Genomic DNA, 20,769 nt, shown 5'->3' with positions numbered 1-20,769 from the left:
GGGGGAGTAAGTGAAAAAAGATAATACAAAAAAGGCTTAGAGATGAAAAAATATCTCTAAGCCTTTTTGACTGTGAAAATATCATTTATGTTGTGAAATTTATGTGATTTGCAATCTGATTAGATCTGTGAATTAAAGTTTTGCACCGCACAAGTAAACCGTTAACGACAAATCCAGGCGGTTTTTCATGTAAATGGCATACCATTATGGTTGCTCACTCCAGCAGACCGTTCTTTTTTGATTCCAAACCACACAAAAAAGGACCCAAAGACAACAAACAACGGCTCCAGCCAATTGGCTTCCGGCCCATTGGTAATTCGATGAAGCTGGAAAATCCAATGAAAGACAACAATATCAAAGCTCAAGAACAAACCAGCGGCGACGGTAAACCCGTTAAAGAATGAACGTGAAAAGAAGCGGTAAAAGACAGCCATCAAGATCAAAAGTACAAGCAACCCTAAAAAGACGGCGCCAATCCGCTGCGCTTGCGTTTCAGCCTTCAAGCCCATCGCTAAGGCATCAATTAAATGAAAGAAAAAATCAGTTACAAAAAATGCTGTAATAGCTCCTAGTATTCTCATTTGATAAATCCCCTTTAATGAAATTAAACCACTTTTAAAATTATATTCTAAAAGACAAGCTACGTTAATCATTTTTTGAAGTTGAAATACCATACATGAACATCCACATTTTGGTAATAATGATATAGGTAGTTAATCATGACCAACAAAACGGAGGAATAATTATGTATACATCAATCCAAGAATTCGTGCAAGAATGGAATCAAGAGGCGGGCTCTACACAAAAAATCATGGATGCTTTAACCGACGGTTCACTTCAACAAATGGTGTCAACGGATGATCGTTCGCTTGGAAGAATTGGCTGGCATATTGTCACCAGTACACCGGGAATGTTAAAGGAATTCGGTATCAATGTAGCCCTGGTTGAAAACGAAGGAACAGTCCCAACTTCAGCCAAAACTATCGCTGATGCATTTCGCAAGGTAAGTGCCGACACCGTTGAAGCAGTCCAGCAGCAGTGGACCGATGACTCTTTAACAGAAATGAAAGATGTTTTTGGGATGAAGATGCCAAAGGCAGTTACCCTAAATCTTCTCATCAAGCACGTCATCCATCACCGCGGCCAGATGACCGTGCTAATGCGTCAAGCCGGACTTCAGGTACCTGGTGTATATGGCCCTGCCAGGGAAGAATGGAGCCAAATGGGAATGGAAGCACCAGCCATATAATCACATTTCGAGCACACTAGAAAAAAATAGTGTGCTTTTTCTTATGGAAAAAGGAAGGGAAATTTGCTCGATTGGTTGAATATAGATGTAATTAAACTATAAATAACAGAAAGGTGGTAGAAATATGGAGGTTACACCAAGACCTGCATCCACAGTTGTGTTAATGGATCATCAGAACAGAGTTTTCTTGACGCAAAGGCCGAAAACGATGAAATTTATGGGAGGTATTTATGTATTCCCCGGGGGAGCGGTAGATGACAGCGATGCCATCTATGATGATGAGTATATAAAAAACGAAAAGCGGGATAAATCAATTAGCCAGTCTTACTACATCGCCGCGGCACGTGAATTATTTGAGGAAGCAGGGATTCTTCTTTGTCAAACAGTCGACGGTACCCCAGTTCTTCTGGACCAACATACCGCCCTGGAATACCGCCGTCTGTTAATTAAAGGAGAAATTTCTTTTCTACACATGTTAAAAAAGGAAGCGCTTTATCTGAATCTAGAATACTTAACTTATTTTGGCCGAATTGTCACACCTAGTCAAAGCAAAATTCGCTTTGATACAAAATTCTTCCTGGCCAGGCTGCCCGAGGGTCAAACGCCAATACCAGATGAAAATGAAATTGATGATTCTTTATGGATTAATCCCCAAGAAGCTCTAACCCGATATGAAGAGGAAACAATTCCATTAGCACCTCCAACGATTCATACATTGAAAACAATTGTTCATTATATAAAATGCGGTCAGCTTTCGATGCCGGAGTTTAATCGATTAGACTACAAGATTGTTTTTTAAAATATATGCTTCTTCATGCTGAATGACGGATTCCTCGTTTATTAATTTGATTAAATGTGCCTCAGTTGTTCTTTTTGCCACTTCAAACACACTAGGATGAATGGAATCTTGATAAATCAAATTCGTTAAATCGACGGAAGTTAAACTTTGATGTTCTTTCAGTAAGTCCTTAATTTGGTTTTCCCGATACAATCTTCGGTTCAACACAAACTCAATGTGCTCATACGGCGTTGTAACCCATTCCCCATGGCCGGGACCGATTTGACTGATCTTTAACTGTTGTAGGCGATGAAGGGTTTTAAAATAATCGCCCATGTCACCATCCGGAGGGCCAATCCAGGATGTTCCTTCCGCAACAATATTATCTCCAGCGAGGAGAATTTGTTGGGAAGGGATATACAGGTTTAACTGGCCTGCCGTATGGCCTGGGGCATGTAGAATATGTATTTCCTCACCAGCGATACGCAGGATGTCCATATCCTTTAAAAAAGAAATATTGCGCCAAGGTGAAATGGCTGATTGTGTTTCCTCTTTTTCAAGGTGATGGCAGTACACACCCGGATTCCAGTCGATCAGCTGACAAACACCTGGAGCATGGTCAGGATGAGCGTGTGTAAGAATAATTGTTTCCGGGACAGCGATTTCATTTTCAACAAGGGCTTTTTCTAATTCACTTCGCGTTTCCGGTTGGTCATATCCAGCGTCAACCAAGATGCTTTCCTGCGCGTTCCCAATCAAATAGCAGTTCGTTGTCATATGGGGCAGTAAAGTAGGGGTAGGAATGGGAACTCGAATTATTTTTAGTTCATTTACTATTTTCACAAAAAACATCCTTTCATCCTTTTTCGGCAAATTTCTATTTATTTACTAATTTATTCATCGTGCTAATGAAAAAATCCTGCTGAAAAATAGAGAAAAGGATGCACAGTCATTTTACTTCGGCCATTTTTGAGTTAAGGAATGAATAAAGGTCTTTACATTTCGCTTTTCTTCCATGATAGGCGAGTATATATATGAAAGAGTTCGATTAAAAGTTTGATTTTTTACATGAATAATAGATAGCAGCCCTTGCTTGACCTCCCTGTCAATGATACTTCCGGACAGAAGTGACAGCCCCATTCCATTGATAAGCGTTTCCTTAATCCCTTGACTGCTGCTGATGGTTAAAAAGGATTTGACCTTCAAACCATTGGAACGAATAACATGATTTAAATACTCACGGGTTCCGGAACCATTTTCCCGCGTTACCCACGTTTGATTCTGCAGGTCAGCCATCGTTACTTCTTTTTTTTGGGTGAGTTCATGGTCGTTCGATGAAACCACGAAAAGCTCGTCTTCCATAAAAGGGTGGACCGATAGTTCCTTTTCATTGGTGTGCCCCTCAATTAATCCAATATCCACTTTATACAATTTGACTGATTGTGCAATTTCCTCGGTATTGCCAATCACCACGTGAAGATTCAATTCGGGATAATCTTTCTGCAGGTCAATTAGTAAAGCCGGGAGGATGTATTCTCCAATCGTAAAACTGGCCCCGATGATTAATTCACCTTTTATGGAATCTTGGTGTTCAAGAATGTCCTGCCTAGTTTGTTCGTAAAGGGTAATCATTTGTTTGGCTCGTTCATAAAGTATCTCACCCGTCGGAGTGATTTGCAGGAATTTGGGAGAGCGCAGAAATAATTTTGTTTGAAATTCTTTCTCAAGATTTTTGATATGTAAACTCACACTGGGCTGTGACATTAGCAGCAGCTCCGCCGTTTTTGTAAAATTTTTCACCTCTGCAAGGGTGACGAACGTTTTTAATTCTTCGTAATGCATATGAATCCCGCCTTATTATTAAAAAAACTAATAGTTTCGATAATTAATATTTATTTTACTAATGTTTAGATATTCGGTAAAGTGAAAATGACATATCAGCAAGCATAGTTTTTCTATAATTCCTACTTGACTTATAGGAATAGTAAAACTATTATAATAGTAATCAATTTTTCATTGAAAATGATGTCTTAAAGCAATTTCAAAATGGCTTATTTTCCTTAGGGGAGTGATATTTTTTGCAACTTCAGGTATTGAACAGTCCATTTTCTGAGGAGCAGGCAGAGCTCCTAAATCGTCTTCTGCCAAGCTTAACGGAATCGCAAAAAGTTTGGTTAAGCGGGTACTTTGCTGCTTCTGCGAATTCAATTGTATTGGGAGCACCGGCAGGGCAACCTGTACAATCCCAAAGCGTATCCAAAGAGGTGACGATTCTTTATGGATCGCAAACTGGAAATTCCAAGGGTCTGGCGAAAAAAGCAAGTCAGGCACTTGAAGGGATCGGTTTTAAAGCAACCGTTTCGGCGATGAGTGATTTTAAACCGAACAATTTAAAAAAGGTTCAAAACCTCCTCATTATTGCCAGTACACATGGTGAGGGTGAGCCACCTGATAACGCAAAATCCTTCCATGAGTTTTTGTTTGGAAAACGGGCGCCAAAGCTTGACGGTCTGCAATTTTCCGTTTTGGCACTTGGAGACAGCTCATACGAGTTTTTCTGTCAAACCGGAAAAGATTTTGACACACGTTTGGAAGAGCTTGGGGGCACTAGACTTTATCCACGCTTTGACTGTGATGTGGATTTTGACGAGCCGGCAGGGGAATGGATTCAGGGTGTTCTTGGCAGCTTGAATGAAGCACTGGGAGGAAGTTCATCGGCAGCGGGTATTCCAGTGCATGCAGGTGAAGTAAAGGCTGCGGAATCCGTCTACTCCAGAACAAACCCGTTTCAGGCTGAGGTTCTGGAAAACCTAAATTTGAATGGACGCGGTTCCAATAAAGAAACTCGTCATCTTGAATTATCGCTTGAGGGTTCCGGCCTTAGCTTTGAACCGGGAGACGCACTCGGGGTTTATCCGGTGAACGACCCAGCTCTTGTCGACCTGCTTATTCAGGAATTGCCTTGGGGGAAAGAAGATCCGGTAAACGTGAAACAAGGGGACATACGTCCACTTAAGACTGCCCTTACTTCATATTATGAAATTACCGTGTTGACCAAGCCGCTTCTTGAAAAAATTGCTCAGCTTTCAACGAATTTAGAGTTGAAGGAGCTCGTATCAGAAGGAAATGAAGAAAAATTAAGGGAATATATAGATGGGCGAGATCTACTTGATCTAGTGCAAAATTTTGGAGCTTGGGGAGAAACAGCACAAGAGTTTGTCTCTGTGCTGCGAAAAATTCCACCTCGCTTGTACTCTATTGCCAGCAGTTTAACAGCTAACCCAGACGAGGTTCATTTGACAATTGGCGCTGTTCGCTATCAGACCAACGGCCGTGAACGCAAGGGCGTCTGCTCGATTTTAACAGCGGAACGTCTTGAAGCGGGGGATACTCTGCCGATTTTCATTCAGCATAATGAAAACTTCAAGCTTCCAAACAATCCGGATGCACCAATCATAATGATCGGACCTGGTACAGGTGTAGCACCATTCCGCTCGTTTATGCAGGAGCGTGAAGAAACAGGAGCTGAAGGGAAATCTTGGATGTTCTTTGGAGATCAGCATTTTGTAACAGATTTCTTATATCAAACAGAATGGCAAAAATGGCTTAAAGATGGCGTGCTGACAAAAATGGATGTTGCCTTTTCACGGGATCAGGCAGAAAAAGTATACGTGCAGCACCGTTTGCAAGAGCACAGTAAGGAATTATTCGCTTGGCTTGAAGAAGGTGCGTACATTTACATTTGCGGCGATGAAAAGCATATGGCACATGATGTTCATATTACATTACTTGAAATTATTGAAAAAGAAGGCAATATGAGCCGTGAACAGGCGGCAGATTATCTTACTGCAATGCAGCAGCAAAAACGTTACCAGCGTGACGTATATTGATTGGATTTGAAAGGAGTCTTTTCAACATGGTGAACTCTATTTTAAAAGCACCGGATGGCCCGCCAAGCGATGTTGAGCGGATAAAAAAAGAAAGTAACTATTTGCGCGGCACATTGACAGAAGTCATGCTAGATCGACTCAGCTCTGGCATTCCCGACGATGACAACCGCCTGATGAAACACCATGGCAGCTATCTCCAGGATGACAGGGATCTCCGTAATGAGCGCGCAAAGCAAAAACTTGAACCAGCTTATCAATTCATGCTTCGAGTCCGCTTGCCTGGGGGAGTGGCAACTCCTGAACAATGGCTTGTTATGGATGACCTTGCCGAAGAAAATGGCAATGGGACACTTAAAATAACAACTCGTCAAACTTTTCAAATGCACGGAATTTTAAAATGGAATATGAAAAATACCATTCAGCGAATTCATAATACGCTTTTAGATACCATTGCAGCATGCGGCGATGTGAATCGAAATGTGTTGTCTACTTCCAATCCATATCAATCCGAAATTCATGGTGAAATATACGAATGGGCAAAGAAACTAAGTGACGATTTATTGCCACGTACAAGAGCATACCATGAAATATGGCTCGATGAAGAAAAAGTGGCCGGAACGCCTGAAGTGGATGATATTGAACCGATGTACGGTCCACTTTATTTGCCGCGTAAGTTTAAAATCGCGCTGGCCATTCCTCCAACAAACGACGTCGATGTCTTTTCTAACGACCTTGGTTTTATTGCGATTGTGGAAGATGGTAATTTGGTTGGATTTAATGTTGCTATTGGCGGCGGTATGGGAAGTACGCATGGTGATAAAGCAACATATCCACAGTTGGCTAAGATCATAGGCTTCTGTAAACCTGAACAGCTATATGATGTGGCAGAAAAAACGATTACTATTCAGCGCGATTATGGCAATCGGTCAGAGCGCAAAAACGCACGCTTCAAGTACACTGTTGACCGCCTCGGACTGGAAACTGTCATAGAAGAACTTGAAAACCGCCTTGGCTGGCGCCTCGAAGAAGCGAAGCCATACTATTTCGAAAGTAACGGCGACCGGTACGGCTGGGTAAAAGGGGTTGGCGGAAAATGGCATTATACCCTTTTTATTGAGGGTGGACGGGTAAAGGATTATGATGATTATAAACTAAAGACTGGCTTGCGCGAAATTGCTAAAATCCATACCGGCGAGTTCCGTCTTACAACGAACCAGAACCTGATCATTGCCAATGTATCCAGCCAGAAGAAGAAAAAGATTACCGAACTGATGGACCAATATGGTTTAACGGATGGGAAGCATCATTCAGCCCTACGCCGCAGCTCGATGGCATGTGTAGCACTTCCAACATGCGGATTGGCCATGGCGGAAGCAGAACGCTATTTACCTAAGTTAATTGATAAGATTGAGGATATTATTAATGAAAATGGTCTTCGTGACCAGGAAATTACCATTCGTATGACAGGCTGCCCGAACGGCTGTGCACGTCCTGGACTGGGTGAAATTGCTTTTATGGGTAAAGCAGTCGGAAAATATAATATGTACCTTGGAGCCGCTTTTGACGGCAGCCGACTTAACAAGATGTACCGTGAAAACATTGGGGAAGAAGAAATATTAAAAGAACTTCGTGTTCTTCTCTCACGCTATGCCAAAGAACGCGAGGAAGGCGAGTACTTCGGTGACTTTGTCATCCGTGCCGGTATCATCAAAGCAACGACTGACGGTACGAATTTCCATGATTAAATAACTAGAGAAGATAACACATGAGCATAAAAAAGGGTCCTGTTTTCCACACTCCTAAAGCTTAACGCTTTAATGGTGTTGGGGGACAGGACCTTTAACGTTTTTATCACATTTAAGCAGTTTCGATCAGGCCTTTTTTATTTTTATTGCTTGACGTTTGGTAGCTTGTAAAAACAGCTCCTGCGATCGTTATAATACCTCCTAAAAGGGTTATAAAGGATATTTTCTCATGTAGGAGCAATACTCCGAACACGACGGTCCAAACGGGCAGTAAATTGATAAATGGTGCTGCAAGTGCTGGTCCAACCATTTCGACTCCAGCACTCCAGGAAAAGAAGGCTACAACCGAAGCCAGTGTACTTACATAAATGACAGCCAGCCACGCCGAGCCGGTCATATGAATCATTCCCGTATCAACTGTGCCGATACAGCTTAATGCGCTTAGGAGGGTGCCGTAAAAAGATGCTCCGGCAGTCATGGTCAGCGGGTCTATACTTTTCCCATATTTTTTGCCGAGAACCGTATACATTCCCCAAGCCAAACAAGATAACAGAATCTCAATTTCTCCGATTAGGGAGCCTTGGGACGCCCCGCCTTGTTTTCCCTGAATTAAAATCATCACGCCAATCACGGAAATGATAGCACCAATCCACGATTTAGCATGAATTTTATCCTTTAAGACAAACGGAGTAAATAGTAAAATGGCAATCGGAATCCCGGCAGAAATCATTCCTGCGTGCGAAGCGCTTAATGATCTTAATCCTAAGTAATTTAAGGTTGAAAAAGCAAAGACCCCAAAAAACCCAAGAATCAAAAATTCCTTCCATTTTTTTAAGATAGGGAAATCCATTTTATTAAAAGCAAGTATTCCCCAAAGAAGGATCGTCGATATTCCCCACCGTATCGTGTTTAGCAGTGTTGCCGGCAGAGCCGGTGCCAGAAAACGTCCGCATATGTAGTTACCGCCCCAAAGAATAGTGGCTAAGATTAATAGTGCAACACCTTTTTTCATGTAGATTACCCTTTCTAGTTAGTCTGAAACATTCTGTTTATACTATTAAATTATAATACTACTTTGAAAATATTTAGGAAAGCGAATGGTTTCAATTTTTCAAAACATTTAGAAATAAATTCTTGCATCTAAGGATTTTATATTATACTATTTAAAATAATATCAATTTTCAATTATATGCTTTAGTAAAATAGCATTATATTGAACTATTTATTTTTCAAAAAAGGAAGCGACTAACATTGAATTATCCATTTGCATCTCGTACTCAAAGCTTTGAATCATCTGCTGTCAGGGACATCCTAAAGGTAACACAGCAGGCACATGTCATTTCATTTGCCGGAGGACTGCCTGCCGAGGACATTTTCCCAGTGGAAGCGGTAAGAACTGCCTACGATAAAGTTTTTTCCTCAGGAAACAACGCCTTACAATACGGTTTGACCGAAGGCTTTATTCCGCTTCGTGAAATGATTCAAGTAAAAATGGAGCGTAAGGGGATTAAATCTTCCCCTGAAAATATATTGGTAACAACAGGATCCCAGCAGGTTATTGATTTGTTCTCAAGAGTCATGCTAAACGAAGGGGATGTCGTGCTCACCGAGGATCCTACATACCTATCAGCCTTACAGGTGTTCCACTCATACGGAGCAGAGGTAATTGCAGTACACAGTGATCAGGAGGGAATGGACCCAGAGGATTTAAAGGTTAAACTGGAACAATACCAGCCTAAATTTGTTTATGTAATTCCAACTTTCTCAAATCCAGATGGCAAGGTTTGGAGCGCAGAAAGACGCCAGCAATTACTAAACCTTTGCTATCAATATAATATTCTTATATTAGAAGACGATCCATACGGGGATATTCAATTCCATGAACACGAGCATTACCAGCCGCTGGCATCACTTGATGAGCAACGTACCCATGTCGTTTATACGAGTACCTTCTCGAAATCCGTTGTTCCTGCACTGCGCACAGGCTGGGTAACCGGTCCGATCGAAATCATTCAAATGATGGCGAAAGCCAAGCAAATGAACGATTTGCATTCAAGCAGTCTAGACCAACAGGCTCTTTATTATTTGCTGCGTGATTTTGATTTGGATTCCCATATTCAGACAATCCGCCGAGAGTATTATCATCGAATGACGATTATGCGGGATTACCTTGCAAAGCTCGGCACTGACTTGTTCAAGTGTGCTGAACCCAAAGGCGGCATGTTTATGTGGGTGGAAGCAAATGAAGAGATTAACACCACCGCGTTGCTTCACCAGGCAGTTGAAAAGGGTGTAGCCTTCGTGCCAGGTGCGCCATTCTATGTAGGTCAGCCAAAGTATAACACCTTCCGCCTAAACTTCAGCCATTCTTCACCTGAACGGATTCAGGAGGGGATGGACCGGTTGGTAAGTGTCCTGCTGAAGCCGGCACATTCTAAATAAATTTAAATTGAAAAAGTGTTAAGGATTAATTTCCTTAACACTTTTTTTGATGAGTTAATACTCACTCATTGGTAAATTTCGACAACATTTTTAACCTATATTTGTTATGATTTCAGTCGTAAACGGAAAATGTCCAACCTATACCTTTACGGAAAAGGGGTAATTAAATGAACCGCAGCCAATTGCGAATCATTGATTTAAGTGTTCCATTGGATATTAGGGCTAAGGAGCCGTTCCCTCCTGAAATCATCTATGAATCGCACGAACAGGGGGCCGAGCAGGCGGCCAAAATCCTAGGCTTAAAGGCCAGTGATTTTCCGGACGGCGCTGCCTGGGCGGTAGAAACGGTCACGCTGACAACTCACACCGGAACACATGTTGACGCTCCGTGGCATTATGCGGCCAAAACAGCCGGAGAACCATCTAGGACAATTGACCAACTTCCGCTCGAATGGTTCTATGGCCATGGAGTTCTCTTTGATTTTAGCGACAGGGAAACGGGCTATGAAATCAAAATAGAAGATCTGGAAAAGCAATTGGAAGAAATGAATTATCAGTTGCAGCCCTATGATATCGTCTTAATCAGGACGGATGCTGACAAAAAATACTTCGAAGAAAACTACGCGGCAATGCACGCAGGCGTTTCGGCGGATGCAACACGCTGGCTCATTCAAAAAGGAATAAAAGTCATGGGAACAGACGGTTGGGGCTGGGACATTCCGCTTTATCATCAGGCCGCCGATTATAAGCAAAATCCGCGTGATGGCGTCCTGTGGGCGGCCCATTATGTTGGAAAGGAAGCAGAATATTGCCAAATTGAAAAATTAGCAAACTTGGATTTACTGCCAAAACGTTTCGGCTTCAAAGTAGCGGTTTTTCCGGTGAAAATAACAGGTGCCAGCGCAGGCTGGGCGAGACCAGTTGCCATTTTTGAATAAAGGAGAAAATAGGAATGAAATTTATAACATTTATTGATGCAAACGGCCGCCAAAAAGCCGGCTGGATTAAGGATGAGTACGTCTATGATATGAATCTCGTCAGCAACGGTGAGCTGCCTGACAATCTATTAGAATTAATTAAAAATTACAATGCATATCTGCCTATCCTGAAGAATTTGGAAGACCTTGCAAAGCCGTCTTATCAGTTAAGCGAGGTTCAATTAACTGCACCGCTGCCGAACCCGCCGAGTGTAAGAGACTTTATGGCCTTTGAACTTCATGTATTGAATGCCAGGAAACTAACTGGCCGCAAGGTACCCGAAGAATGGTATGAAATACCTGCTTTTTATTTTACCAACCATTTAGTTTTGTCGGGCCACAATCAAAAAATAGCACGCCCGCCCGGCTGCCAAGCATTGGATTATGAACTGGAGCTGGGCTGCATCATTGGCAGAGAAGGGAAGAATATCAATGCAGAGGATGCCGAGGATTATATTTTTGGCTACACCATATTCAATGATTGGTCAGCACGTGACCTGCAACAGAAGGAAATGAAAATTGGTCTGGGGCCAGCAAAAGGGAAAGACTTTGCGACAACAATCGGACCTGTCATCGGCACTAAGGATGAGCTTGAAAAATATCGTTCCGGCCGTGGCTTTGATTTAACGATGACGGCCAAGGTAAATGGAGAATTGCTTTCGAAAGGAAATGCCAAAGATCTCTATTACTCATTTGGGCAAATGATCGAAAGGGCATCAGCTGGAGTCACGCTCTACCCGGGAGATATCCTTGGATCCGGCACCGTTGGAACAGGCTGCCTTCTGGAGCTTGGACAAGAGGTTCACAGTTGGTTAGAGCCCGGCGATACCGTGGAGCTGGAAATCACCGGGATCGGAAAATTGAAGAACCAGATCATTTAATTCTTATTTGAGACATTTTTTACTTTTTCAGAGTGTTCTGCTTTCTGAAGCTGCCTTCACGCGAGGGCGGCTTTCTTTATACCACTGATAGCAAAAAATAACGACAATAATAAGATCAATTGCATCGCCTCCATAGTACATTAACATACCCCCTAACTCAGCCTGCCCAGCTGGAACTCCTGCAGGCGGATGTGCATAGATGTACTTGGAAAGGATTCCGTGCCCGGCAAACGCTGCTACCATCACAATTCCACGGTATACAAAGCTTCTTCGATGCGGTATTGGATCAATATAAACATGCGCGGAGGTAAATATATATCCTCCAAGAAAGACATGTAAATGGACTGCCACGTAAACAAGGGTGTGTTTATGCATAGTCAAATAAAGGTCACTTGTATAAAGAACCCAAAGTCCTCCGACGTTTAGCAGGGAAGCAACAACCGGATCACCAAGAAACAGAAAGTACCTCTTTTTTAAAAAGGAAACTAGTCTCCGCGCTGTGATAACATTCAATGTTCTTAGGATTAGTGTCAGAGGAGCCGCTAGTACCATTAACAAGGGAGCCAGCATGCCTAAAAGCAGGTGGCCGAGCATATGTGCGGTAAAATCCTGATGTGCCCGCACAGCTAAGGGTCCGCTAACCGCGGCAACAGCACAACATATAGCTAAAACAAAGAAAAATGTCCGGTTCGACGGCCATGATTTTTTACGGTATTTTAATAAGGAAATTGCTAACAGATACAAAAATAATACCAGCACGAGCGGTAATAAAAGGACAACCTGTAAAAATGTATCGTCCAAATAGTGAGTAACATGATTATTGGAGTGCATTTTCTGTCAGCTCTCCTGAGGGCGAAGATTTTCTCCGTGCCCGGCGTAGAAGAATGAAGCCTGCGATTATCATCATAATTGCTAGAACGTTCCACACGATGTCATAGGGAATGATTTCAACGTTATAGCGAATCTGGTGCAGCTTCATCAGTTTGTGCTGTATGATGCCATCATATAGATTAAATAAACCTGCACCGAGGCACATGCCTGCTGACCATCTTGTTGTCTCCCATGCGTTCCGGCGCCGCAAGTCTGCCACCATAAACAGTGCCCCTACAGTCGCAATCCAACTAAATGCGTGGAAAAGTCCATCAGAAACCAGACCGATACCAGTAGTGGATTTGTCATAGAAGTGATGCCAGTGGAGAAGCTGGTGAAAAACAGTTTCATCTATAAATGCCACTAATCCTAGACCAAACAGGAAGCCCGACCAAACATTTCGTGTAGAATAAACTTCTTGCTTATTTTTTTGTTTAATCGTTACAGCCATATTACCATCCTCATTATTTTCCTATTATTACTTTATCCGAAATAGAAAAGCCATAATCAAGAATTAGGACTAAAGCACCAATTTAACCGTAAATGACAAGTTTCCTCCTTCTACTTAATAAAAATAGTTACGACAGATAGAAAATTTTTAAAGGGGGATCTTACAATTGAAAAAGAAAAAGTTTCTTCTCTCTATGATTTTTGTTGTGGTCATGTCTATGATTCTGGCAGCATGCGGTTCCAGCACGAAGGAGGAGGAAGAGACCACAACCGGGACAAGCGGCGGTGAAAAAGCAGAAGAGAAGCCAAAATTCATCAGTATTTTGACCGGTGGAACAGGCGGGACCTATTATCCACTGGGCGGTTCTTTTGCGAAGATTATTAAGGATGCCACAGGAATCGAAGCAAACGCTGAGACTTCAGGAGCTTCCGCAGAAAATATGAACACCTTAAAAAATGGTGACGGAGAAATTGCTTTCACCCAGACCGATATTGCGGCTTATGCTGTTGACGGTAAGCTGATGTTCAAGGAAAAGGTCGGAAATATTAAGGCCATTGCCACCCTCTATCCAGAAACCATTCAAATTGTCACGACAAAGAAATCAGGTATCAAATCCATAGCAGATTTGAAGGGGAAAAAAGTTTCTGTGGGAGCACCAGGTTCCGGAACAGCAGCAAATGCAGAGCAAATTCTCGAAGTGCATGGCCTTAGCTTCAAGGATATTCAAAAGCAGGACCTTTCCTTTGACGAATCGACTCAAGGAATTCAGGACGGGACGATTGATGCAGCATTTGTAACGGCAGGTACGCCAACTGGAGCCGTAGAAAGTCTATCTGCAACAGAAGACGTGGTGATTGTTCCAATTGCCCAGGATAAAATCGACGCGCTGATTAAAAAGTATCCTTACTATATCAAGGATGAAGTTCCACCCGGTACTTATGGACTTAGTTCTGTGGTTTCTACTGTAGCTGTCCAGGCCATGCTTGTAGCAAGAAGTGACCTGTCCGAACAAGTCGTATACGATATTACGAAAGCCATTTTTGAAAATCTCGATAAAGTGACCCATGCCAAAGGGAAGCTCATTAAAGTGGAGAATGCCCTAAATGGGGTAGGGATCGATGTCCATCCGGGAGCAAAAAAATACTTTGATGAGAAAGGCGTCAAAGCCCAATAAAACTATCTTGTTCACATATGTTGACCGGCTCTGGCAAACGCTAGCCGGTCTCGTTTTCTTCATTATTTAAGGAGGAAAAATGAAAATTCCTAATATAGCACAAATATTCATTGTGCTAGCAATCTGCTTATCTATCCCTATACTAGTAATAGCATGCATTCCACTCCGGGAGGCGCTTGTGTTCACACCAGTCCATTCAAGTTCCAAAGCCGCTTTTATTCTATTAAACAATGAATCCACCTTTCAAATTAAGTACACCCATTCGATCCACCTGTCTGATGTAGTGGAAAGCTACAAAATCACCGCCAGTCAGCAAATCCAGCAATATGAACTTGAGTATGAGGATACATCGATTGGCATGCCGGCAAATGCAGAAAATGGAGAACGTTTTGAACAACTATCTGGAAAGTATTACATCAAGAACATGAAGCGAATTTTCCCATCTTTTTATTTGCGAATCGGACAGGTTAGGGCAAATCACCGCGTCATTTTTAAACATAAAGAATATCCTTTAGCGCATACCATTAAACCGGGAACCGTCGTTAAAGTAGAAATACGAAAACTGAATATATTTCAAATTTGGAAAGGAGTGAACATCCTTGAGTACTTATGAGGAAGCACTGTCTGAAGAACGACAGCAGGAGCTTTTAGAAAAATACGACCCGGAAGCAGGGGCAAGAAAGCTGAAGGGCAGGATTGGCTGGATTGTGTTTGCCATTCTGTTGGCCTTTTCTTTATTTCATCTCTATACGGGAATTTTCGGAGTGTTAACTGCCCAACTACAGAGGTCCATTCATTTAGGTTTTGCATTAGCGCTTATTTTTTTACTTTTTCCAGCCAGCAAGAAAAAACGAGGGATAGAGCATAGGGTTGCTTGGTACGATTATATTTTAGCTGCCATTTCAGTGGTTGTTGGCACCTATTGGCCGCTCATGATCGATGACTTGGTGTTACGGGCTGGCATGCTTACTGATTTAGACTTTTATGTAGGTTTATCAGCGATTGTATTGGTGTTAGAAGCCACCCGCAGAGCGGTTGGTTTGCCCATCACAATAATTGCAATTATATTTATGTTGTACGCACTTTTCGGTCCCTATATGCCCAGCTTTTTAGCTCACCGCGGCCTGGAACTGGACCGTCTCGTACAAACAATGTTTTTTACGACGGAAGGCATATTGGGAACACCGATTGCGGTGTCAGCTACCTATATCTTCTTATTCTTATTATTTGGTTCTTTTTTAATAAAAACAGGAGTGGGCGAATACTTTAACGATTTGTCGATTGCGATTGCCGGCCGAAGTGTCGGCGGGCCGGCCAAAGTGGCGGTTTTCTCAAGTGCCCTGCAAGGAACAATCAGCGGCAGTTCAGTCGCCAATGTAGTAACGTCTGGGGCCTTTACAATCCCGATGATGAAAAATCTTGGTTATAAAAAGGAATTCGCCGGAGCAGTTGAGGCCTCCTCATCAACCGGTGGGCAGTTGATGCCGCCGGTGATGGGGGCAGCAGCCTTCCTCATGGTCGAGTTTATCGGAAACGGGATATCTTACTGGGACATTGCTAAAGCTGCGGCGATACCTGCTGTCCTGTATTTTACCGGAATTTGGATTATGACTCATTTCGAAGCTAAGAGAATCGGTCTTCGCGGGTTGACAAAGGAAGAGATGCCAAACCGGAAAGAAGTATTCAGCAAGCTTTATTTATTGCTTCCGATTGTTGCCATCGTTCTGTTGTTGATGTCCGGGATGAGTGTAATCCGCGCGGCTCTTTGGTCAATCGTCATCACCGTGGTGGTAAGTGCGATTAAAAAAGAAACCAGAATCGGTTTTAAAGGAATCATCGACGCGTTGGCAGATGGCGCAAGGTCGGCACTCGGAGTGGCCGCCGCTACGGCAGCCGCCGGTATCATTGTTGGGGTGGTGACGAAGACGGGGCTGGGCCTGAAAATGGCGAATGGCTTGCTCGATTTATCCGGTGGATATTTGTTGCCGACTTTATTTTTGACAATGATCGCTTCTCTGATATTGGGCATGGGTTCTCCGACGACGGCCAACTATGTCATCACCTCCACGATTGCCGCACCAGCCATCATTTTATTAGGGGTTCCAGATTTATCAGCCCATTTATTCGTGTTTTATTTCGGGATTGTCGCTGATATTACACCGCCAGTGGCCTTAGCTGCGATGTCTGCAGCGGCTATATCGGGAGGTGAGCCGTTCCGAACAGGGGTGGAGTCAACCAAACTGGCGATCAGCGCCTTCATCATACCGTATATGTTTGTGTTGTCACCGGAATTGCTGATGATAAATACAACCTGGATGTATTTGATTTGGGTGGTTTTTACGGCGTTTATCGGGATGATTGCCATCAGTGCAGGTGTAATTGGTTTTTGGATGAGAAAAATGCACTGGGTAGAACGGATTGTAGCCTTGATTGCCGGTTTATGTTTGATTTATCCGGAAAAAATAAGCGACATTATCGGGCTGGTGGCGTTCGCGCTTTTATTTGCCTTACAGGTAATAAATAAACGAGGAAATGCTGCTAAAACAAGCGCGTAAACACAAGGCGGTTCCACCAAAAAGGTCTATGGTGGATCCGCCTTTTTATATCCCGTTATGGGTTACTTTCAGATGGAAACATCAATCAAAACGATTTCCTCTGAGGCAAGTGCCTCTTTAAAAACTTTTTCAAAATACGACAACGTTTCACCCCGGAAACCTTTAATGCCGAAGCTATCGGCCAACTGGACAAAATCAGGATTCCCGAAGGTAAGGCCGTAGTTTTCTCCAAACATTTTGTTCATAATTTGGACTTCAAGTTTGAGCATTGAGTCATTTAAGACAATGATGATAAAAGAAAGGCCTAAACGCTTGGCGGTTTCGATTTCGGAAATATTCATTAAAGCTCCGCCGTCTCCGGTAATGCAAATAACCTGGTCGGAAGGGCAGGCAAGCTTCGCTCCAATGGATCCCGGGATGGCAATCCCCATTGAAGCCAGCCCATTTGAGATAATCGTTCTATTCGGCTTTTTAGGCTGATAGGTTCGGGCAATTGCAACTTTATGGGCACCTACATCGGAAATCACAATTGCGTTTTCGTTGGAGCATTTTTCAACTATATGAAGAATGTTTTCGATCGTTAAATTTGAATCGGTTTGCTCTGTTTTATAAGCCATTTTTATTTTTTCCTGAAGACCGCCTGATGGGGCCCATGTTTTGTGCGGAAGCTTTTGCTGCACAAGCATTTCAAGTGTTTTCTTGATATTTCCAACCAATTCAGCTTGAACTGGGTAATACTCATTGATTTCTGCCGGAACTGTATCAATATGGATAACCGGCAGCTTTTTCGGATTCCACTCCTTTGGCAGTTTTTCCACAAAATCAAACCCTATGACAATGAGTGAGTCTGCCTCTTCTAGTCCAGCTAAAACTTCGTCCTGCTCATTAAAGCCAAATGTAAAATATTGCTGAGGGTGGTCTTTTGGCAGCACCCCTTTGGCCATAAAACTATGTGTGACAGGGGCATCGAGGGCCTCGATAAAGGAGAGCAGTGCGTCCCCCGCATCCTGACGGATGACCCCGTTTCCGACAATAACAAACGGTTTTAGGTGGTTTTCAATAAGCCGGACTGCAGATTTTACGGAGTCCATGTCAGGAATAATTTCTGGAATCGGTGCCACAGACAGTGGCAGGTTCGGAATCATTTGCGCTGCCAGATTTTCTGGCAGGGTGACCACTATAGAGCCGGGTTTTTCTAATTTTGCCGTTCTGAAAGCTTTTCGGATGGCAGTTGGAAGGAATTGAGACTCCAGTATTTGCGTGCACCATTTTGTGACCGGTTTAAACAATTTGACGATGTCGACAAATTGATGCGATTCCGGATGCTGCCTGTTCAAGCCCGCCTGGCCGATAATGGCCACGACCGGTGAATGGTCGAGCTGGGCACTGGCAATGCCAGTAATTAGATTGGCGGCACCGGGTCCAAGTGTGGACGTACAAACACCAGGTTTATTAGATAACCTCCCATAAACATCTGCCATAAAAGCGGCACCTTGTTCGTGCCGGACATTTACAAACTCGATCTGCTCCGATTTTGACAAGGATTCGGCAAAATCAAGCGTTTCCTTTCCGACAATTCCAAATATATATTCCACACCTTCGTTCTCTAGGCATTGTACAAGCACATCCGTTACTTTCAAATCAATCATCTCCCCAAAATTTTTTCATACTCTAGTTTTTACCAAATAAAGTCCAAAAAATCTGCCCGTTTTCTTTGTTCCTGAACGGGTGTCCATGTCCCTAATACACTTTTAACATATAATTACAAGAAACCATTTTTTATCAGGTGAGGTGGAAAAGTGAATCAGACAGTTCTCGTGGTTGCTGCACACCCGGATGATGAAATCCTCGGAATCGGCGGAACCATAAAAAAATTAATCAATCACGACTATAAGGTTGTGACCGTTGTTGCAGCAAAAGGTAGGAAGGAAGAGGAGAATCATATCAAGCCCTTTATGCAACAAGCAAACGAACAACTAGGGGTGGAAGAAAGCGTTTTTTTAGAAATGCCGAACCTGTTATTAGAAATGATGCCCTTGCACGAACTTAATAAGGAAGTGGAAAAACTAATCGCCCAATATGACCCATGCATGATTTTTACCCATCATTATGGCGACCTAAACCGAGATCATCAGGTTCTGTTTCAAGCGGTCCTTACGGCAGCCCGACCGCTGCCCGGCAGGCGACCGATAGAGATTCTCTGCTTCGAAACAGTTTCCTCGAGCGAGTGGAGTCAGCACACAAATGACAAGGAATTCAAACCTAATTATTTTGTCGATATATCCGATACCATTGATGATAAAATCAGTGCCCTAAAGCATTATGATGTTGAAATGCGCCCTTATCCGCATCCACGTTCTTATGAGGGAGTCACCTATTTGGCTCGAATCCGCGGGATGACGGTCGGTGTCGAATATGCCGAAGCATTTGAAATCATCAGGAGGGTATGGAAGTGACTGAAGAACAAAAAAAAGACCAAACCTCCACACAAATCTTATTCCCGCAGCTCATCTCCCAAATGGACAAATATTATGGATTAACGGAACAATTGGAGGATAATAGGAAAAGGTGTCAAGCACCTTCATCCATAAGTTCTCAAAAATATAAATTGCGTATTTTGATTACAACTTTTTGGGATTATCCGATAGTGGGGGGCTTGCAGAATTATATTGCGGCCTTGAAGATCGGGCTTGAGGATTTGGGTCACCAGGTTGATGTTTTGAGCCCGAATCAATTTCCAAGAGATGAAGTGAAAAAGCTTCGGTCAGTGATTACCGAAAATGCAAAACAATTTTTTATTAACCGTTACGGGAGTTATAATCAAAAAATTTTAAGAAATTATTGTGATTTATCTGTTTATGAAGCTTTGGCAAAAAGGGTGGATTTACAAGAATACGATATTATTCATTCGCAAGATCGATTCACTGCACTGGTGATGGCAAAATTAAATCAGCACTATAACAAACCTCACTTATTCACTCCTCATGGATTCATGACCCAACGCCGTCTTAAGTTCAATCTAATTGAAAAAGGGTCGGTAGAGGAATTCTACTTTTCTGAAATTGATAGACAAGCCGTAATCAATGCCAGCCATATCGTCATCTTATGCGAAGTTTTCAAGCCTCTTCTGAAAAATCTAGGAGCTCAAAACGAAAAGATGACAACCGTTTATACGGGTATCCAATTTGAAAGAGTGAAAGCGGCGAAGCAGGAGGATAGCGTTGTGATTACCTGTGTTTCTCGTCTTCGCCCGCGCAAGGGCCATAAATATTTATTCGAGGCCCTTGCCCTTCTTAAAAAAAAACTAGGTAATGTAGAAGTCCGCATTGTCGGTGACGGGGAGATGCGGGAGGAACTCGAGAAGCAGGTTCAGGAACTTCAACTAGCGAATGTTAGATTTTTAGGAAAGAGGACTGATATTCCAGCATTATTAAGCGAATCCGATATCTTTGTCCTGCCAACGACAAGTGATACTCTGCCGATTTCTGTCATTGAAGCAATGTTCGCCAAGCAGGCCATAATTACAACTGATTGCGGAGGTATTCCGGAGATCATCCGAGATGATTATTCCGGACTGATTGCAGAGCCCGCCAATTCCAAACAGCTCGCGAAAAAGCTCCTCAGGCTCGTAAAGAAACAGGATTTAAGGAAAAAATTAGCAACACAGGCACAGAAATATGCGAAAAAACATTTAACTGTGAATTATATGGCTCAAAAGATAGCTGAAATCTATCAATCTTTATTATGAAAGGAGGGA

At 42.8% G+C, this 20,769-nt stretch carries 19 protein-coding genes; 12 read left to right on the top strand and 7 right to left on the bottom strand.

Annotated features, from left to right (window positions below; all coding sequences use genetic code 11):
* Positions 1-185: 185 nt before the first annotated feature.
* Positions 186-581 carry a DUF2243 domain-containing protein gene (locus tag QNN06_RS15280; protein WP_213115547.1) on the bottom strand — a complete coding sequence of 132 codons (396 nt, stop codon included), beginning with the start codon at positions 579-581 and terminating at the stop codon, positions 186-188.
* 164 nt (positions 582-745) lie between these two features.
* On the opposite strand from QNN06_RS15280, the gene QNN06_RS15275 reads away from it, so the two are divergent.
* Both QNN06_RS15275 and QNN06_RS15270 read left to right on the top strand, forming a co-directional pair.
* Positions 746-1,249 carry a DinB family protein gene (locus tag QNN06_RS15275; protein WP_213115548.1) on the top strand — a complete coding sequence of 168 codons (504 nt, stop codon included), beginning with the start codon at positions 746-748 and terminating at the stop codon, positions 1,247-1,249.
* 124 nt (positions 1,250-1,373) lie between these two features.
* Positions 1,374-2,048 (top strand): NUDIX hydrolase, encoded by a 675-nt coding sequence (locus QNN06_RS15270; protein ID WP_284037845.1) that lies wholly within the window; start codon positions 1,374-1,376, stop codon positions 2,046-2,048.
* On the opposite strand, the gene QNN06_RS15265 is transcribed toward QNN06_RS15270, so the two are convergent.
* A complete protein-coding gene (locus QNN06_RS15265) occupies positions 2,025-2,870 on the bottom strand; it encodes an MBL fold metallo-hydrolase (protein ID WP_213115550.1) in 846 nt (281 codons plus the stop codon). The genes QNN06_RS15270 and QNN06_RS15265 overlap by 24 nt on opposite strands.
* Before the next feature lie 111 nt (positions 2,871-2,981).
* The gene (locus tag QNN06_RS15260) at positions 2,982-3,869 is read right to left on the bottom strand and encodes a LysR family transcriptional regulator (protein ID WP_213115551.1); all 888 of its coding nucleotides are present in this window, start codon (positions 3,867-3,869) and stop codon (positions 2,982-2,984) included.
* 236 nt (positions 3,870-4,105) lie between these two features.
* Here QNN06_RS15260 and QNN06_RS15255 point away from each other — a divergent pair, with 236 nt between their 5' ends.
* Together QNN06_RS15255 and cysI are read left to right on the top strand one after the other, a co-directional pair.
* Positions 4,106-5,917 carry an assimilatory sulfite reductase (NADPH) flavoprotein subunit gene (locus QNN06_RS15255; RefSeq protein ID WP_284037844.1) on the top strand — a complete coding sequence of 604 codons (1,812 nt, stop codon included), beginning with the start codon at positions 4,106-4,108 and terminating at the stop codon, positions 5,915-5,917.
* A 26-nt stretch (positions 5,918-5,943) separates the two neighbouring features.
* The gene (cysI, locus tag QNN06_RS15250; RefSeq protein WP_284037843.1) at positions 5,944-7,662 is read left to right on the top strand and encodes an assimilatory sulfite reductase (NADPH) hemoprotein subunit; all 1,719 of its coding nucleotides are present in this window, start codon (positions 5,944-5,946) and stop codon (positions 7,660-7,662) included.
* A gap of 112 nt (positions 7,663-7,774) precedes the next feature.
* Here cysI and QNN06_RS15245 read toward each other — a convergent pair whose 3' ends face one another.
* The gene (locus QNN06_RS15245) at positions 7,775-8,674 is read right to left on the bottom strand and encodes a DMT family transporter (protein WP_284037842.1); all 900 of its coding nucleotides are present in this window, start codon (positions 8,672-8,674) and stop codon (positions 7,775-7,777) included.
* 239 nt (positions 8,675-8,913) lie between these two features.
* On the opposite strand from QNN06_RS15245, the gene QNN06_RS15240 reads away from it, so the two are divergent.
* The 3 genes from QNN06_RS15240 (at position 8,914) to QNN06_RS15230 (ending at position 11,962) form a co-directional block, all read left to right on the top strand.
* On the top strand, positions 8,914-10,104 hold the full coding sequence (locus QNN06_RS15240) for an aminotransferase-like domain-containing protein (RefSeq protein WP_213115555.1): 1,191 nt from the start codon (positions 8,914-8,916) through the stop codon (positions 10,102-10,104).
* A gap of 167 nt (positions 10,105-10,271) precedes the next feature.
* A complete protein-coding gene (locus QNN06_RS15235; protein ID WP_213115556.1) occupies positions 10,272-11,042 on the top strand; it encodes a cyclase family protein in 771 nt (256 codons plus the stop codon).
* 14 nt (positions 11,043-11,056) lie between these two features.
* Positions 11,057-11,962 (top strand): fumarylacetoacetate hydrolase family protein, encoded by a 906-nt coding sequence (locus QNN06_RS15230; RefSeq protein ID WP_284037841.1) that lies wholly within the window; start codon positions 11,057-11,059, stop codon positions 11,960-11,962.
* Positions 11,963-11,989: 27 nt separating this feature from the next.
* Here QNN06_RS15230 and QNN06_RS15225 read toward each other — a convergent pair whose 3' ends face one another.
* Together QNN06_RS15225 and QNN06_RS15220 are read right to left on the bottom strand one after the other, a co-directional pair.
* A complete protein-coding gene (locus tag QNN06_RS15225) occupies positions 11,990-12,793 on the bottom strand; it encodes a cytochrome c oxidase assembly protein (RefSeq protein WP_217034702.1) in 804 nt (267 codons plus the stop codon).
* A complete protein-coding gene (locus tag QNN06_RS15220; RefSeq protein ID WP_213115559.1) occupies positions 12,780-13,283 on the bottom strand; it encodes a DUF2243 domain-containing protein in 504 nt (167 codons plus the stop codon). The genes QNN06_RS15225 and QNN06_RS15220 overlap by 14 nt, the downstream gene beginning before the upstream one ends.
* 166 nt (positions 13,284-13,449) lie before the next feature.
* Here QNN06_RS15220 and QNN06_RS15215 point away from each other — a divergent pair, with 166 nt between their 5' ends.
* The 3 genes from QNN06_RS15215 to QNN06_RS15205 all read left to right on the top strand — a co-directional run bounded on the left by QNN06_RS15215 (position 13,450) and on the right by QNN06_RS15205 (position 17,012).
* Positions 13,450-14,457: a TAXI family TRAP transporter solute-binding subunit gene (locus QNN06_RS15215; protein WP_213115560.1), complete on the top strand. Its 1,008-nt coding sequence runs from the start codon at positions 13,450-13,452 to the stop codon at positions 14,455-14,457.
* Positions 14,458-14,635: 178 nt separating this feature from the next.
* Complete coding sequence (locus tag QNN06_RS15210; RefSeq protein WP_284037840.1) at positions 14,636-15,070, top strand: DUF1850 domain-containing protein; 435 nt, start codon at positions 14,636-14,638, stop codon at positions 15,068-15,070.
* Positions 15,057-17,012 carry a TRAP transporter permease gene (locus QNN06_RS15205; RefSeq protein ID WP_284037839.1) on the top strand — a complete coding sequence of 652 codons (1,956 nt, stop codon included), beginning with the start codon at positions 15,057-15,059 and terminating at the stop codon, positions 17,010-17,012. The genes QNN06_RS15210 and QNN06_RS15205 overlap by 14 nt, the downstream gene beginning before the upstream one ends.
* Before the next feature lie 68 nt (positions 17,013-17,080).
* On the opposite strand, the gene QNN06_RS15200 is transcribed toward QNN06_RS15205, so the two are convergent.
* Positions 17,081-18,661, bottom strand: a complete 1,581-nt coding sequence (locus tag QNN06_RS15200) for an acetolactate synthase large subunit (RefSeq protein ID WP_284037838.1) — start codon at positions 18,659-18,661, stop codon at positions 17,081-17,083.
* 150 nt (positions 18,662-18,811) lie between these two features.
* Here QNN06_RS15200 and QNN06_RS15195 point away from each other — a divergent pair, with 150 nt between their 5' ends.
* Together QNN06_RS15195 and QNN06_RS15190 are read left to right on the top strand one after the other, a co-directional pair.
* The gene (locus QNN06_RS15195) at positions 18,812-19,468 is read left to right on the top strand and encodes a PIG-L deacetylase family protein (protein ID WP_213115564.1); all 657 of its coding nucleotides are present in this window, start codon (positions 18,812-18,814) and stop codon (positions 19,466-19,468) included.
* Positions 19,465-20,760, top strand: a complete 1,296-nt coding sequence (locus tag QNN06_RS15190; protein WP_284037837.1) for a glycosyltransferase family 4 protein — start codon at positions 19,465-19,467, stop codon at positions 20,758-20,760. Before QNN06_RS15195 ends, QNN06_RS15190 begins: the two co-directional genes overlap by 4 nt.
* Positions 20,761-20,769: the final 9 nt, after the last annotated feature.

It is taken from the genome of Neobacillus sp. 114 (assembly GCF_030127045.1).
Lineage (GTDB): Bacteria > Bacillota > Bacilli > Bacillales > Cytobacillaceae > Neobacillus > Neobacillus rhizophilus.
This window is presented reverse-complemented; position numbering and strand designations above follow the sequence as displayed.